Origin of the sequence: Pantoea sp. Lij88 (genome assembly GCF_030062155.1) — a bacterium.
Classification (GTDB): Bacteria; Pseudomonadota; Gammaproteobacteria; order Enterobacterales; family Enterobacteriaceae; genus Pantoea.
On sequence record NZ_CP118269.1, the window covers coordinates 801371 to 816914 of the forward strand.

Sequence of the window (15544 nt, forward strand, 5' to 3'; positions counted from 1 at the left end):
GTTTACATTTGCAAGACAATTCAGAAAACCGGCTGTGCTATGATGCGCAGCCTTAATTTATGTGCCTGACAACGCCCCTTTTCAGGGTTGAAAAATAGACGGTGAATGATGAATAACGGCTATATCGCATTTCCGCAGTTCGATCCGGTGATCTTCTCGATCGGACCGGTTTCGCTTCACTGGTACGGTCTGATGTATCTGGTGGGCTTTGTTTTCGCCATGTGGCTGGCTGTACGCCGTGCCAATCAGCCTGGCAGCGGCTGGAAAAAAGAGGAAGTTGAGAACCTGCTTTACGCTGGTTTCCTGGGGGTCTTCCTGGGCGGGCGTATCGGCTATGTCCTGTTCTACAACTTACCGCTGTTCCTGGATAATCCTCTCTATCTGTTCAAAGTCTGGGATGGCGGCATGTCATTCCACGGTGGCCTGATCGGGGTGATTGTGGTGATGCTGGTCTTTGCCCGCCGCACTAAGCGTCATTTCTTCCAGGTCGCTGATTTCATTGCGCCGCTCATTCCGTTTGGTCTGGGTGCCGGTCGTCTCGGTAACTTCATCAATGGCGAGCTCTGGGGCCGTGTCGATCCGGGCTTCCGCTACGCCATGCTGTTCCCGGGCTCCCGCAGCGAAGATGTGGCGCTGGCTGCCACCAATCCGCAATATCAGGAACTGCTCAACACCTACGGTGTGCTGCCGCGTCATCCTTCCCAGCTGTATGAACTGGCGCTGGAAGGTGTGGTGCTGTTCATCATCCTGAACCTGTTTATTCGCAAGCCACGCCCGATGGGCAGCGTCTCGGGTCTGTTCCTGATTGGTTACGGCGCGTTCCGTATTATCGTCGAGTTCTTCCGCCAGCCGGATGCGCAGCTTGGCCTGTTTGAAGGCGGAATCAGTATGGGACAGATCCTCTCTGTGCCGATGATTGTTGCCGGTATTATTATGATGATCTGGGCGTATCGTCGTCGTCCGCAGCCACAATTTCGCGAGGAAAAATGAAACAGTATCTGGATTTAATGCAACATGTGCTGCACGAAGGCACACCAAAAGCTGACCGTACCGGCACCGGTACGCTTTCAATTTTTGGTCACCAGATGCGTTTCAATCTGCAGGATGGTTTTCCGCTGGTCACCACCAAGAAATGCCATATCCGCTCCATTATTCATGAGCTGCTGTGGTTCCTGAAAGGTGACACCAACATCGGTTATCTCAGGGAAAATAACGTCTCAATCTGGAATGAGTGGGCAGATGAGAATGGCGATCTCGGCCCGGTGTATGGCAAACAGTGGCGCAGCTGGGGAACGGCCAGCGGCCAGGAAATTGACCAGTTAAGCCAGGTGATGGAACAGCTGAAGCGCGATCCTGACTCTCGCCGGATTATCGTTTCGGCCTGGAACGTCGGTGAACTCAGCGAGATGGCGCTGGCTCCCTGCCACGCGTTCTTCCAGTTCTACGTGGCAGACGGCAAGCTCTCCTGCCAGCTTTATCAGCGCTCGTGCGACATCTTCCTGGGTCTGCCGTTTAACATCGCCAGCTATGCGCTGCTGGTGCATATGGTGGCGCAGCAGTGCGATCTGCAGGTGGGCGACTTCGTCTGGACCGGCGGTGATACGCACCTCTACAGCAACCATCTGGAGCAGGCGCGCCTGCAACTGACCCGCGAGCCGCGTCCGTTGCCAAAGCTGGTAATCAAACGCAAACCGGCATCCCTGTTTGACTATCAGTTCGACGATTTTGAGATTGAAGGCTACGATCCGCATCCCGCGATCAAAGCCCCTGTCGCCATCTGATTCGCGATAAAAGATAACGCCCTGGCTATTTCGCCGGGGCTTTTTTTTTGCCCGCACACCGGTAAATCTGCGGCATCGCTCGCACGCTTCTGCCATTGCCTGCAGCTGGTGAAGATTCTCTGCGACACGCTTTCCAGCCTGCTAACACTCGTCTTGTTTCACCTGTTCATCACCCGCACTCTGACGCCATGAAAACAGCACACTTACGCGGTTTTACCCTGCCGGAACTGCTGCTGGTGATGGTGATCGCCGGCCTGCTCAGTCTTGCCGCGCTGCACGGCTGGCAGCGCTGGCAACAGCGGCAGCAACTGCACGACAGCGCTCAGCAGCTGCAGGGATTCCTGCTGCGTCTGCGAGCCCAGGCTAACCGGCAAAATAGCGACCTGGTTTTATGGTCACAGCCTGGCGATCCCTGGTGCATCGGTGCCGGAAGCCGCCCCGTTGCGGGCTGCGGTCACGGGAAACGGCTGCATTTTATCGCGCCGCACCGGGGCGTTGCGCTTTATGGCATCCGGGGTGAACCGGGCTTTTATGGTCGCCGTAATGTCGCTAAAGCGGGCAGTATTGAACTGGGGAATAGTGCCGGCCACATGCGGCTGATTATCTCGGCCAGAGCCCGTATTCGCCTCTGTATGACCGATGAGGAGACGTGCCGTTGAAAAGCGCCGGATTCAGCCTGCTGGAGATGCTGATCGCCATGGCAATCAGCGCTGTCGTGATGCTCAGTGTGGGCCGTTTTCTGCCGTTGCTGCTGGCGGAAAACGCGGCCATGCTGCAGCGGGCGCAGCTGCGTCAGGAGCTACAGCAGATTATGGCGACGCTGGAAAAGGCGGTGCGACGGGCCGGGTATTGTCACGGTGAGTGTGGCAGTGGCGCACTGAAAATCAGTGAGAACTGCCTGCTGCTGCGCTGGGACGGGAACAGCAACGGTAAATGGGAAGCGGTAAGCCACGCTGAGAGCGACTACTACGGTTACCGCCTGCGACAGCAGCAACTTGAGATGCAGCGAGGTGTTAATCAGTGTCAGTCAGCGGGCTGGGAGCGGCTCTCCGATCCCGCGTTTATGACGCTGGAGCAGTTCAGCCTCAGCCAGCAGGGCACGCAGGTCAGGATAGTGCTGCAGGGGCGGGCCGGTCGCTGGCCTGAAACCGTGAAGAGCTGGGTTGAAGGAGAGAACCTGTGAAGCAGCGAGGCAGCAGCGCCCTGGGCATGGTGTTGATGATCCTGGTCATCGGCAGTTTTACGCTGCATGCCAGCCGAAAGATGTCAGAGCAGGGAATGCGGCTTCTGGCCGATGAGCAGCAGTTTGTGCAGGATTTCTGGCGGGCGCAGTCGGCGCTGCAATGGGGCTTATCCCTGAACTGGCCAGCCAGTGAGGCGGCCCGCTGTCAGCAGGATGATCGCCAGGGCTGGCGCAGTTGTTTACAACGAGGTGAAAAGGATGAAGGTCTGCTTAAAGGTGAGGCGAGCGAGAGTGGCATGGCGGTCTGGCAATGGGTCCGCTTACGGGGCAATCAGATTACTGCACTGCCGCACGGCTGGATCGACTATTGCCCGCTCACGCCTCCGGCCACCTGTCTGTAAGCACGGTGGATTCAGCCTGCCGGAAGTGTTGTTTGCTCTGCTGTTAATGGCATTAAGCAGCAGCACTCTGTTGCACTATCATCGCGCACTGGCAGTGGGATTCAGCCAGCAGTGGTATCAGCGTGAGGCATGGCGGGTTGCGGAGCGACGTCTGGCAGGGCATGAAGTGGCAGGCTGGAAATCCACGCTGCAACAGTTGAGCGGCCCCTCAGGCTGCACCCTGCAACGGGCAGAAGTGACGGGGCCTTATCAGCGCAGTGCCACCCTGACACGGCTGCGCTGTTAAACATTGCGGGTCGCCCTTTTGATGGGTTTCAACCGCGATACGCGGTAAAGTGACAGAGCCGCAATACCGCAGTCATGTTCTGAGTTATCACAGGAGTTTTCATGTTTCACGTTTATCACTCAAATCAGCTTGATGTGCTGAAGATTCTGGCGGCTGCGGTGATTAAACATGATCCTCTTGATGATCCTTTCGCCTCAGAAATGGTGCTGGTGCAGAGCCCGGGTATGGCGCAGTGGCTGCAAATGGAGCTGGCGCAAACCTTTGGTATTGCGGCCAATATCGAATTCCCGCTGCCCGCCAGTTTCATCTGGGAGATGTTCGTCCGCGTCCTGCCCGATATCCCGGTAGAAAGTGCCTTCAGTAAGGCCAGCATGGGCTGGAAGCTGATGCACCGTCTGCCGGTGATGCTGGAGCATGAAGAGTTCACCTCTTTACGCCACTATCTTCATGATGACGGCGACAAGCGAAAACTGTTTCAGCTCAGCTCCCGCGTGGCCGATCTGTTCGACCAGTATCTGGTCTATCGCGCCGACTGGCTCAACAGCTGGGAGCGCGGTGAAACCATTGAGGGGCTGGGTGACGCGCAGCGCTGGCAGGCCGCACTCTGGCGCGATCTGGTGAGTTATACCCAGGCGCTGCGCCAGCCTGAATGGCACCGTGCCAACCTCTATTCGCGCTTCATTCATACGCTGGAGCAGGCGAAACGCACGCCGGAAAATCTGCCTAAGCGGGTCTTCATCTGTGGCATCTCTGCGCTGCCGCCGGTCTATCTGCAGGCGTTGCAGGCACTGGGACGTCACATCGACATCCATCTGCTGTTCACCAATCCCTGCCGCGATTACTGGGGCGATATTCAGGACTATGCGTTTCTGGCGAAACTGCAAAGCCGTCAGCGCCGACGCCATGGTGCCGATGAATCACGCGGACTCTTCCGGGATGCAGAGCAGGCACCGGCACTGTTTAACGACGCTGGCGAACAGCAGCTGACTAACCCGTTGCTCGCCTCATGGGGCAAGCTGGGGCGCGACAACCTGTTTCTGCTCAGTCAGATGGAGTCGAACGACGATATCGATGCGTTTGTGGATGTGGAGCCGGACAACCTGCTGCACTGCATGCAGCACGATCTTCTCAATCTGCAGGATAACGCCGTCATTGGGCTGAATGCGGCAGAGCTGGCGCATAGCGATCAGAAGCGCCGCCTGGATCCGGCGGATCGCTCAATTGCGGTACAGGTCTGTCACAGCGCCCAGCGTGAAGTCGAAGTACTGCAGGATCATCTGCTGGCGATGATGGAGGCCGACCCGACGCTGAAAGCGCGTGACATCATCGTCATGGTGGCGGATATCGACGCCTATGCGCCTTTTATTCAGGCCGTGTTCGCTAACGCACCTGCCGATCGCTATCTGCCTTTTGCGATTTCAGATCGCCGGGCCAGTCAGGCTCATCCGGCCATTGTGGCATTTCTGCATCTGCTGGCGCTGCCGGACAGCCGTTTTGTCTCTGAGGATGTGCTGGCGCTGCTGGATGTCCCGGCGCTGGCTTCCCACTTCTCCATTGATGAAAGCGGCCTGCGCTTACTGCGGCGCTGGGTCAGCGAATCGGGTGTTCGCTGGGGGCTGGATGATGCCAGCGTAGAAGCCCTGTCACTCCCGATTACCGGCCAGCACACCTGGCGCTTTGGCCTGCAGCGTATGCTGCTGGGCTATGCGATGGAGAGCCACAACGGTGACTGGGAAGGGATTCTGCCCTATGACGAGTCGAGTGGACTGGTGGGGGAACTGGCGGGCCATCTGGCTGAGCTGCTCTCCCGACTTAATCACTGGCGACAGGTGCTGGCTGAACCCCGCCCACTGACGGCCTGGCTGCCCCTGTGCCGGGAGCTGCTGAATGCCTTTTTCAGCCCCGATGCAGAAACCGAGGCCGCCTTGCTGCTGGTGGAAGAGCAGTGGCAGCAATTGATTGAATATGGCATGGATGCGCGGTTTGAAGAGGCGATTCCGGTGGCGATACTGCGCGATGATCTGCGCAGCCGGCTTGATCAGCAGCGCATCAGCCAGCGATTCCTGGCCGGACAGATTAACTTCTGTACCCTGATGCCGATGCGCTCTATTCCTTTTCAGCTGGTCTGTCTGCTGGGCATGAACGACGGCGTCTATCCGCGCACCTTAGCGCCGTTAGGCTTTGATCTGATGCAGCAGCAGTCCCGCAAAGGCGACCGCAGCCGCCGTGATGATGACCGCTACCTCTTCCTGGAGGCGATGATCTCGGCACAGCAGCAGCTCTACATCAGTTATATCGGCCGGGCGATTCAGGACAATACGGAACGCTACCCTTCGGTGCTGGTCACAGAACTGCTGGATTACATTGGACAGAGTTTTTATCTGGACGGCGACGGTCATCTTGAGCTGGATGAGAGTGCCGAACGGGTGCGGATGCATCTTCAGCACCTGCACAGCCGGATGCCGTTTGCTGCGGAGAACTTCCAGCCAGCGGCCAGACTGCAGAGTTTCGCCCGAGAGTGGCTGCCTGCCGCGCAGGGCGCAGGGCAGCCCCAACCCGATTTTGTTCAGCCGCTGGAGGCGCCACTCATTGATGCGCTGACGCTGGAGGCCTTTCTGCGCTTCTGGCGACATCCGGTGCGTGCCTGGTTCCATCAGCGGCTGGGCGTGAGTTTCTGGCTGGAGGAGAACGAACTGCCCGACAGCGAGCCGTTTGCCCTCGACAACCTGGAACGTTATCAGATTAACGCGCAGCTGCTGAATGCCCTGGTCGAAAGCGAGGACACTCAGCGGCTCTATGCGCATCATCGTGCGGCCGGGAATCTGCCTTACGGCGCATTCGGTGAGCTGTTCTGGCAGGCGCAACGCGATGAGATGCAGGAAGTGGCGGCAGAAGTAGTAACGCAACGCAGCGACGGCGAGAGCTGGGAAGTGAATCTGCAGCTGGAGCAGGTCAGCTTAACCGGCTGGCTGACGCAGGTGCAGGATGATGGATTGCTGCGCTGGCGGCCTGGCGTGCTCAACATGAACGACGGACTGTTGCTGTGGCTGGAGCACCTGGTTTACTGCGCGCTGGGCGGCACTGGCAGCAGCCGGATGTTTGGCCGGCAGCAAAGCCGCTGGTGTTTCCTCGCCGTACCGCAGACCGAGGCGATCGCTGCACTGAATGAGTATGTTGCTGGCTATCTCGACGGTATGCGTCAGCCGCTGATGCTGCTTAACAGGAGTGGCGGCGCGTGGCTCACCGCCAGTTACGACAAAAAAAGTCAGCAACTACTGACAGATGAGGCCACCCAGATCAAGGCGCGCAATCGCCTGCTGACGGCCTGGTCAGGCAACTATCAGCTTGAGGGGGAAGGCAGCGATCCCTATCTGCAACGTCTTTGCCGGGTGCTGGATGAATCACAACTACAGCAGATAACTGAGGCGGCACAGCGCTGGTATTTACCGGTGCTGGCTGCACATCAGGATGATGAATAGCCGATCAGAAAGCGTTTTTGCTTTCTGACTCATAACACAGAAATTTTGCTCTGCTTTGAGCCGCCGGGTCCGACATTGGCGGTTTATCGGGAAACGAGAGGGGTTTACATGCGGGTACACGCACGCTGGATAGCGGCGCTAATGTTAAGCCTGGCGGCTTGCACAGCACAGGCGCAGACATCATCGGGCTGGCAGCCAGTTAACGACACCATTCGCAAAAGTGAACAGGATCCCCGTCACTATCAGGCGATCCGGCTGGATAACGGGATGACGGTATTACTGGTTTCCGATCCGGTGGCACCGAAATCGCTGGCGGCGCTGACGCTGCCGATAGGATCGCTGGACGATCCCGATCAGCAGGCGGGACTGGCGCACTACCTGGAGCATATGGTGCTGATGGGCTCAAAGCGCTACCCGCAGCCGGACAACCTTGCTGAATTCCTGAAAAAGCATGGCGGCAGCCACAACGCCAGTACGGCCTCTTATCGCACCGCCTTTTATCTGGAAGTCGAAAACGATTCGCTGGAACCAGCGGTCGATCGCCTCGCCGATGCGGTGGCTGAGCCGCTGCTGGATCCGGTTAATGCCGACCGCGAGCGCCACGCTGTGAATGCCGAGCTGACGATGGCCCGCGCGCGCGATGGCCTGCGTATGGCTCAGGTTGGCGCAGAAACCCTGAACCCGGCCCATCCAGCGTCACGTTTCTCGGGCGGCAATCTTGAAACCCTGAAAGATAAGCCCGGCAGTAAACTGCACCAGGCGCTGCTGGATTTCTATCACACTCATTACTCCGCCAACCTGATGAAGGCGGTGATCTACAGCAACAAACCGCTGCCGGAGATGGCGTCGATTGCGGCTAAAACCTTTGGCCGGGTGCAGAACCATGACGCCAGCGTGCCGGAGATTACGGTGCCGGTGGTGACGGATGCGCAGCAGGGCATCATCATTCATTACGTTCCGGCGCAGCCGCGCAAGCAGCTCAAAATTGAATTCCGCATTGCCAACAACAGCGATCGCTTCCGCAGTAAAACTGACACGCTGATCAGCTACTTAATCAGTAACCGCAGTAAAAATACCCTGACCGACTGGCTGCAAAAACAGGGGCTGGCCGACGGGGTGAATGCGGGCGCGGACCCGATGACCGAGCGTAACAGCGGCGTGTTTGCGATCACCGCTTCACTCACGGATAAAGGTCTGGCACAGCGTGACGAAGTGGTGGCGGCGATATTCAGCTACATCAATCTGCTGCGTCAGCAGGCTGATGATAAGCGCTATTTCGATGAAGTTTCACACGTACTGGCGCTCGATTTCCGCTATCCCTCCCTCACCCGCGATATGGATTACATCGAATGGCTGGTCGATACCATGCTGCGCGTGCCGGTTGAACATACGCTGGATGCGCCTTATCTGGCGGATCAGTACGATGCCGCCGCTATCAAAGCCCGGCTTGACGGGATGACCCCGCAGCATGCGCGCATCTGGTACATCAGCCCGCAGGAGCCGCACAATAAAACAGCCTATTTTGTGGATGCCCCTTATCAGGTTGAGAAGATCACGCCCCAAACCTTTGCCGACTGGCAGCAGCGCGCCAGCCAGATTACGCTGTCGATGCCCGTGCTGAATCCGTATATCCCGGATGATTTCACCCTGTTGCCGTCAGACGGTAAAACGTATCCGCATCCGGTGAAGCTGGAAAACGAAGACGGTATGCGCATTTACTGGATGCCCAGCCGCTATTACGCCAGCGAGCCAAAAGCAGCCATCACCCTGGCGTTACGCAATAAAAACGCCATCAGCGACGCCCGTCAGCAGGTGCTGTTTGGCCTGAATGACTATCTCTCCAGCCTGGCTCTGGACGAGCTTAATTCGCAGGCCTCGGTAGGCGGCATCAGCTTCTCAACCGGTGAAGATGAGGGGCTGGTGTTCAGCGCCAGTGGTTTCACTCAGCGCCTGCCGACACTGCTGAAGAAACTGGTGGAAGGTTATGCCACCTTCCAGCCGACAGAACAGCAGCTGGAGCAGGCCAAATCCTGGTATCTGGAGCGGCTGGACGCGGCGGAAAAAGGCAAGGCGTTTGAGCAGGCGATTCAGCCAATGCAGCTGTTGTCGCAGCTGCCGTATACCCAGCGTGAGGCCCGCCGCAGGCTGGTCAGCACCATCTCGCTCAAAGAGGTGACGACCTATCGCGATACGCTGTTCCGCGACGCCACGCCAGAGATGCTGGTGGTGGGTAACCTCAGTGCTGACAGCGTAAAGCAACTGGGACATGAGCTTAAGCAGCAGATGCAGAGTCATGCCACCCGCGACTGGCACAGCCAGTATGTGACCATTAAAAAGCCGCTGAAAGCCAACCTGCAGCAGCAGGGCAGTAGCACCGACTCCGCCCTGGCCGCGCTCTATGTGCCAATGGGATACAGTGAATATCAGAGCATGGCGCACAGCTCCATGCTGAGCCAGATTGTGCAGCCCTGGTTCTACAATCAGCTGCGTACCAAAGAGCAGCTCGGCTACGCGGTCTTTGCCTTCCAGATGCCAGTCGGTCGCCAGTGGGGGATCGGCTTCCTGCTGCAAAGTAACAGCAAACAACCGGACTGGCTGTTGCAGCGCTATCAGGCCTTCTATCCGCAGGCGGAAAAACGGCTGCGCAGCATGAAGCAGGCCGACTTTGCCCAGTATCAGCAGGCGATGATCAATGATTTGCAGCAGCGTCCGCAGACGCTCTTTGAGGAAGCGGATCGCTACAGCCGCGACTTTGATCGGCAGAATGATCAATTTGATACCCGGCAAAAAATGACAGAGCAGGTTCAGCGGTTAACCCCGGCCAGCCTGGCAGACTTTTTCCGACAGGCCGTGATCGAACACAAGGGCATGGCGATGACCTCGCAGATTGCCGGTACCGGCAATGGCAAAGTTGAATTTGCCCGCCAGCCTGGCTGGAAAACCTGGAATGAAGTGGCGCAACTGCAGCAGTCGCTGCCGGTAAAGAGTGAGACCCAATGACGCAGTTACCTCCCGTATCGCTGAATCCTTTAACGCTGCCGCTCAGAGGCGAGCGGCTGATTGAGGCGTCTGCGGGCACCGGAAAAACCTTTACCATTGGTCTGCTCTATCTGCGCCTGCTGCTGGGTCTGGGCGGAGAAAATGCGTATAGCCGACCGCTTTCAGTAGAAGAAATTTTAGTAGTGACCTTCACCGAGGCCGCGACCGCTGAGTTGCGCGGGCGAATCCGCGAGAACATTCATCAGTTGCGTCTGGCCTGTATTCGCGGCAAAAGCAGCAACCCGATGCATCAGTTACTGCTGGCGCAGATGCCGGATCTGAGTCAGGCCGCCGCGCAGTTGCTGGCGGCAGAACGGCAGATGGATGAAGCCGCTATCTTCACCATCCACGGCTTCTGTCAGCGGATGCTCAATCTCAATGCTTTTGAATCGGGAATGCTGTTTGAGCAGGAGCTGATTGAAGATGAGCAGGCGCTGCTGAAGCAGTCGACCGCCGATTTCTGGCGTCGCCAGTGCTACCCACTGACGCTTGATGTGGCGCGCATTATCGCCGCAGAGTGGAGCGGGCCGGACAGCCTGCTGACAACGCTGCGTCCCTGGCTACAGGGTGAATCGCCGGGCCTGAAACGTCCGCCCGCCGCAGGCGAGACGCTGGAGTCACGTCACGCCAGCAATCTGGCACGCATCGAGGCTATCAAGCAGCAGTGGCAGGCGCTCAGCGCCGATGTTGAGGGGATGATCAGCGCATCCGGCGTGGATAAACGCAGCTACAGCAGCAAACATCTGCCCAACTGGGTCGCCCGCGTCACGCAGTGGGCCGGCAGCGAAACGCTGGATTACCAGTTGCCTAAAGAGCTGGAGCGCTTTGGGCAGCAGGTGCTGGATGAGAAAACCAAAAAAGGCGAAGCGCCGCGCCATTCGCTGTTTGAGGCGATCGATCAGTTCCTGGCCGAACCGCTGTCATTGCGGGATGTGATCATTGCTCAGGCGCTGACCGATGTGCGTGCCACGGTACAGCGCGAGAAACGGTTACGGGCGCTGTTAGGCTTCGACGATCTGCTCAGTAAGCTGGATGAGGCGCTGCAGCAGCCCGGCGGCGTTTTGCTGGCCGAAACCATCCGGGCACGTTTCCCGGTGGCCCTGATTGATGAATTTCAGGATACCGATCCGCAGCAGTATCGCATCTTCCGCACGCTCTATATTAATCAGCCGGAACAGGCGCTGTTTCTGATTGGCGATCCCAAGCAGGCGATTTATGCGTTTCGCGGCGCAGATATTTTTACCTATCTGCGGGCCAGAAATGAAATCAGTGCTCACTACACACTGGATACCAACTGGCGTTCTTCACCGGAAATGGTAGAGAGCGTCAACCGCCTCTTTTCTCAGCTCGATTCGCCTTTCCTGTTCTCGGCGATCCCCTTTCAGCCGGTTAGGCCCGCTGCGCCCAATCAGTCGCTGAAGCTGATTTTTGACGAGCAGCAGCAACCGGCGTTACGGTTCTGGCTGCAGCCTGGCGAGGGCGTCGGTAACAGCGATTACCAGCAGTTTATGGCGCAGCAGTGTGCGGCCGATATCAGCCGCTGGCTGGTGGCAGGACAGCAGGGACGCGCCTGTCTGGGCAAAGGCGAGGCGCTGCAGCCGGTGCGGGCTTCCGATATCACTGTGCTGGTGCGCAGTCGCAATGAGGCCGGTTTAATTCGCGACGCGCTGAATGCGCTGTCGATTCCGTCGGTCTATCTCTCCAGCCGTGACAGCGTCTACACCACGCCGGAAGCGCGCGAACTGCTCTGGTTACTGCAGGCGATTCAGGCACCGGAGCAGGAACGGCTGCTGCGCAGCGCGCTGGCGACCTCTATTTTTGCCATCGACGCGGCAACGCTGGACGCGCTGACACAGAATGAGCGGGAGTGGGATGCGCTGGTGGAGCAGTTTGCCGTCTGGCAGCAGCTGTGGCATCAGCGCGGCGTATTACCGATGCTGCGTGATGTGATGATCAAGCGGCAGCTGGCGGAGAATATGCTGGCCTCGGAGAACGGTGAACGTCGTCTGACTGACCTGATGCATCTGGGGGAACTGCTGCAGGAAGCCTCGGTGCAGCTGGAGAGCCCGCACGCCCTGGTGCGCTTCCTGGCGCAGCAGATCGCCCGGCCGAACAGCCAGGCCTCCAGCCAGCAGCTGCGACTGGAAAGTGACCGCCATCTGGTGCAGATCATTACCATCCACAAATCAAAAGGGCTGCAGTATCCGCTGGTCTGGCTGCCCTTTGCCGCCGGGTTCCGAGAGGCTGCCAGCGCGCTCTATCACGATCGCGACAATTTCACGGCGCTGCTCGATGTGCAGGGCGATGCGCAGAGTCTGGCGCTGGCCGAAGAGGAGCGTCTGGCGGAGGATCTGCGTCTGCTTTACGTGGCGCTGACCCGTTCGGTCTATCACTGCAGCGTCGGCATTGCACCGCTGATCAAAGGCACCCGCAAAAAAGAGGGCGAAAGCGATCTGCACAAGAGCGCGCTGGGCTATCTGGTGCAGCAGGGTCAGGCGGCCGATGCGCAGCAGCTCAGCCAGCGACTCAATGCATTAACCGGTGAAGGCATTGCGCTGGTTGAAGAGGATCTGATTCCGGGGGAAATATGGCAGGACGCTGAGCAGGGTGATGAGGCGTTAAGCAGCCGCGACGTGACCCGCGCGCTGGCGGATGTCTGGCGGGTAACGAGTTACTCTGGCCTGCAACAGCATCACAACTCGCCGCTGCTGGATGCACTGCCCAACTTCGATATCGATGCGGCGGGCGAAGAGGAGAGTGGGGAAGAGGCGGAACTGACGCCACACCACTTTCCGCGCGGTGCGGCACCCGGCACCTTCCTGCACGGCCTGTTCGAGTCGATCGACTTTACCGAGCCGCCGGATCGCATCTGGCTGGAAGATCAGCTGCAGCATAATGGCTATCCGCTGAGCTGGTTACCGGTCATTGAACAGTGGATCGATCGGGTGTTACATACCCCGCTCAACGCGGAGGGGCTGACGCTGTCGGCGATCAAAAGCAGCGATCGGCTGATCGAGATGGCGTTCTATCTGCCGATCAACAACCTGCTGACGGCGGACGATCTTGACGATTTGCTGCGCCGGCACGACAGCCTTTCACAGCAGGCTGCGGCCCTGGATTTTCGTCAGGTGCGCGGCATGCTGAAGGGCTTTATCGATCTGGTCTTCCGCTGGCAGGGAAAATATTATCTGCTGGATTACAAATCGAACTGGCTGGGGGAAAGTCACGCTGCTTATACGCCTGAAGCGATGGCGCAGGCGATGATTGGCCACCGCTACGATTTGCAGTATCAGCTCTATACGCTGGCGCTGCATCGCTATCTGCAACATCGCCTGCCGGACTATGACTATCAGCAACATTTTGGTGGGGTATTTTATCTGTTTTTACGCGGGATGGATGGCAGCTCACCGGACAACGGCATTTTTGCCACCCGACCTGACGAAGCCTTTGTGGAAGAGATCGATGCACTGTTTGGTGAAACCGGGGAGACGTTATGAGTGACATGCTGAGTCTGCTGCTGCAGGCGGTAGAGAAGCGTCTCCTGCGGCCGCTGGATATTCAGTTTGCCCAGCTGGTGGCGCCGGAATCCGATCCTGCGCTACTGCTTGCGGCCGCCTGCGTCAGCGCTGAAGCGGGTGAAGGGCACGTCTGTTTGCCGCTGAGCAATCTCAGTGAAGCGAACCTGTTTGCCGGGCGTCAGCCTGCCCTGGCTCAGGCCATCTGGCAGGCGGCTGACGCGCCGGATGACTGGCCATCACGCTTTGCAGACTGGCCGGCGGTCAGTGACGGCAGCCGGGTGACGCCGCTGGTGCTCAGTAACCAGCGTTTATATCTGCATCGGTTGTGGCACAGCGAAGGCCGGGTTGCCGACTTCTTTGCGGCGCAGGAAGTGAAAACCGCCTTTGATATCAGCGCCGCAGGCGACGTACTTAACAGCCTGTTTGGCGACCAGCCGGAGAACTGGCAGAAAATTGCGGCGGCCGTGGCGCTGACCCGCAAGACGGCGGTGATTTCCGGCGGGCCGGGCACCGGCAAAACCACCACGGTGGCGAAACTGCTCGCCGCCCTGATTCGCCTGAATCCCGGCGCGCTGCGTATTCAGCTGGCGGCACCGACCGGCAAAGCCGCCGCGCGGCTGACCGAGTCACTGGGCCGCGCGCTGCAGGATCTGGCGGTCAGCGACGAAGAGCGGCGGCGTTTTCCCGCCGAAGCCACCACGCTGCATCGCCTGCTGGGCGCGCAGCCCGATACCCAGCGGCTACGCTACCATGCCGGTAACCCACTGCATCTTGATGTGCTGGTGGTGGATGAAGCGTCGATGGTCGATCTCTCCATGATGGCAAAACTGATCGCCGCGCTGCCTGCTCATGCCCGCGTGGTGTTTCTGGGCGATCGCGATCAGCTGGCCTCCGTTGAAGCCGGTGCGGTGCTGGGCGATATCTGCCGCTGCACGGAAAGCGGCTACAGCCTGGAGCGGGCAGAGCAGCTCGCTCTGCTGACCGGCTGCACTTTGCAGGGCAGTGATGATGCGCAGGCCCCGGCAGTGCGTGACAGCATCTGTCTGCTGCAGAAAAGTTATCGGTTTGACGCCTCATCCGGCATCGGCCTGCTGGCCAAAGCGATCAATCAGGGCGATGCAGAGCAGGTCAGGGCAGTGTTTGCTGCGGCTCATGAAGATGTCAGTTACCAGCCGCTGGACAGTGCTGAAGCGTATCAGGCGATGCTCGATGAAGTCGCACAGGGCTATCAGCCCTTCCTGCAGCTCATCAGACAACAGGCACCGCCCGCTGAAGTGATCGCCGCTTTTGGCCGTTATCAGCTGCTGTGTGCACTCCGTGACGGGCCATTTGGCGTGCAGGGTCTGAACCAGCGCATTGAGCAGCGACTGATGCAGCTGCAGCGCATCCGGCGTCCCGGCATGGGCAGCCGCTGGTATGAAGGGCGTCCGGTGATGATTACCCGAAATGACAGCGCGCTCGGCCTGTTTAATGGCGATATCGGCATTACGCTGCGGGATGATGAGGGCAACCTGAAGGTCTTTTTCCCGCTGCCGGATGGGTCGATTAAGGCGATTCAGCCGAGCCGGTTGCCTTCACATGAAACCGCCTGGGTGATGACGGTGCACAAATCGCAGGGATCGGAGTTTGAACATACCGCGCTGGTGATGCCTACGCAGTTTCTGCCGGTGCTGACCCGTGAACTGGTCTATACCGCGATTACCCGTGCGCGCAGACAACTGACCATTTACAGCGAACCAGGCGTGTTTCAGCGTGCCGTGCAGCTGCAAACGCAGCGACGCAGCGGTCTGGTGGAGCGACTGGGGGAAACTGGCTGAGATGAAAGGGGACAGAACACCGTGGTGGTGCCTGTCCCTT

The 15544-nt window shown here is 58.7% G+C and carries 10 protein-coding genes; all 10 read left to right on the top strand.

Features of this window, described 5'->3' with window-relative positions; genetic code table 11:
* The first annotated feature begins 108 nt into the window (after window positions 1–108).
* The 10 genes from lgt (at window position 109) to recD (ending at window position 15504) form a co-directional block, all read left to right on the top strand.
* Complete coding sequence (gene lgt, locus PU624_RS07695; protein WP_283547950.1) at window positions 109–990, top strand: prolipoprotein diacylglyceryl transferase; 882 nt, start codon at window positions 109–111, stop codon at window positions 988–990.
* Window positions 987–1781, top strand: coding sequence for a thymidylate synthase (gene thyA, locus PU624_RS07700; protein ID WP_283547170.1), 795 nt, complete (start codon window positions 987–989; stop codon window positions 1779–1781). The genes lgt and thyA overlap by 4 nt, the downstream gene beginning before the upstream one ends.
* Before the next feature lie 188 nt (window positions 1782–1969).
* On the top strand, window positions 1970–2440 hold the full coding sequence (locus tag PU624_RS07705) for a prepilin-type N-terminal cleavage/methylation domain-containing protein (RefSeq protein ID WP_283547171.1): 471 nt from the start codon (window positions 1970–1972) through the stop codon (window positions 2438–2440).
* Window positions 2437–2964: a prepilin peptidase-dependent protein gene (locus tag PU624_RS07710; protein WP_283547172.1), complete on the top strand. Its 528-nt coding sequence runs from the start codon at window positions 2437–2439 to the stop codon at window positions 2962–2964. The genes PU624_RS07705 and PU624_RS07710 overlap by 4 nt, the downstream gene beginning before the upstream one ends.
* On the top strand, window positions 2961–3365 hold the full coding sequence (locus PU624_RS07715) for a DUF2509 family protein (protein WP_283547173.1): 405 nt from the start codon (window positions 2961–2963) through the stop codon (window positions 3363–3365). Before PU624_RS07710 ends, PU624_RS07715 begins: the two co-directional genes overlap by 4 nt.
* 46 nt (window positions 3366–3411) lie before the next feature.
* A complete protein-coding gene (locus PU624_RS07720) occupies window positions 3412–3651 on the top strand; it encodes a prepilin-type N-terminal cleavage/methylation domain-containing protein (RefSeq protein WP_349372160.1) in 240 nt (79 codons plus the stop codon).
* Between the two features lie 101 nt (window positions 3652–3752).
* Entirely contained in the window at window positions 3753–7130 is a 3378-nt protein-coding gene (gene recC, locus PU624_RS07725) for an exodeoxyribonuclease V subunit gamma (RefSeq protein ID WP_283547175.1), read from the top strand.
* A gap of 108 nt (window positions 7131–7238) precedes the next feature.
* On the top strand, window positions 7239–10130 hold the full coding sequence (gene ptrA / locus PU624_RS07730; RefSeq protein WP_283547176.1) for a pitrilysin: 2892 nt from the start codon (window positions 7239–7241) through the stop codon (window positions 10128–10130).
* The gene (gene recB / locus PU624_RS07735) at window positions 10127–13666 is read left to right on the top strand and encodes an exodeoxyribonuclease V subunit beta (protein WP_283547177.1); all 3540 of its coding nucleotides are present in this window, start codon (window positions 10127–10129) and stop codon (window positions 13664–13666) included. The genes ptrA and recB overlap by 4 nt, the downstream gene beginning before the upstream one ends.
* Window positions 13663–15504 (top strand): exodeoxyribonuclease V subunit alpha, encoded by a 1842-nt coding sequence (gene recD / locus PU624_RS07740; RefSeq protein ID WP_283547178.1) that lies wholly within the window; start codon window positions 13663–13665, stop codon window positions 15502–15504. The genes recB and recD overlap by 4 nt, the downstream gene beginning before the upstream one ends.
* Window positions 15505–15544: the final 40 nt, after the last annotated feature.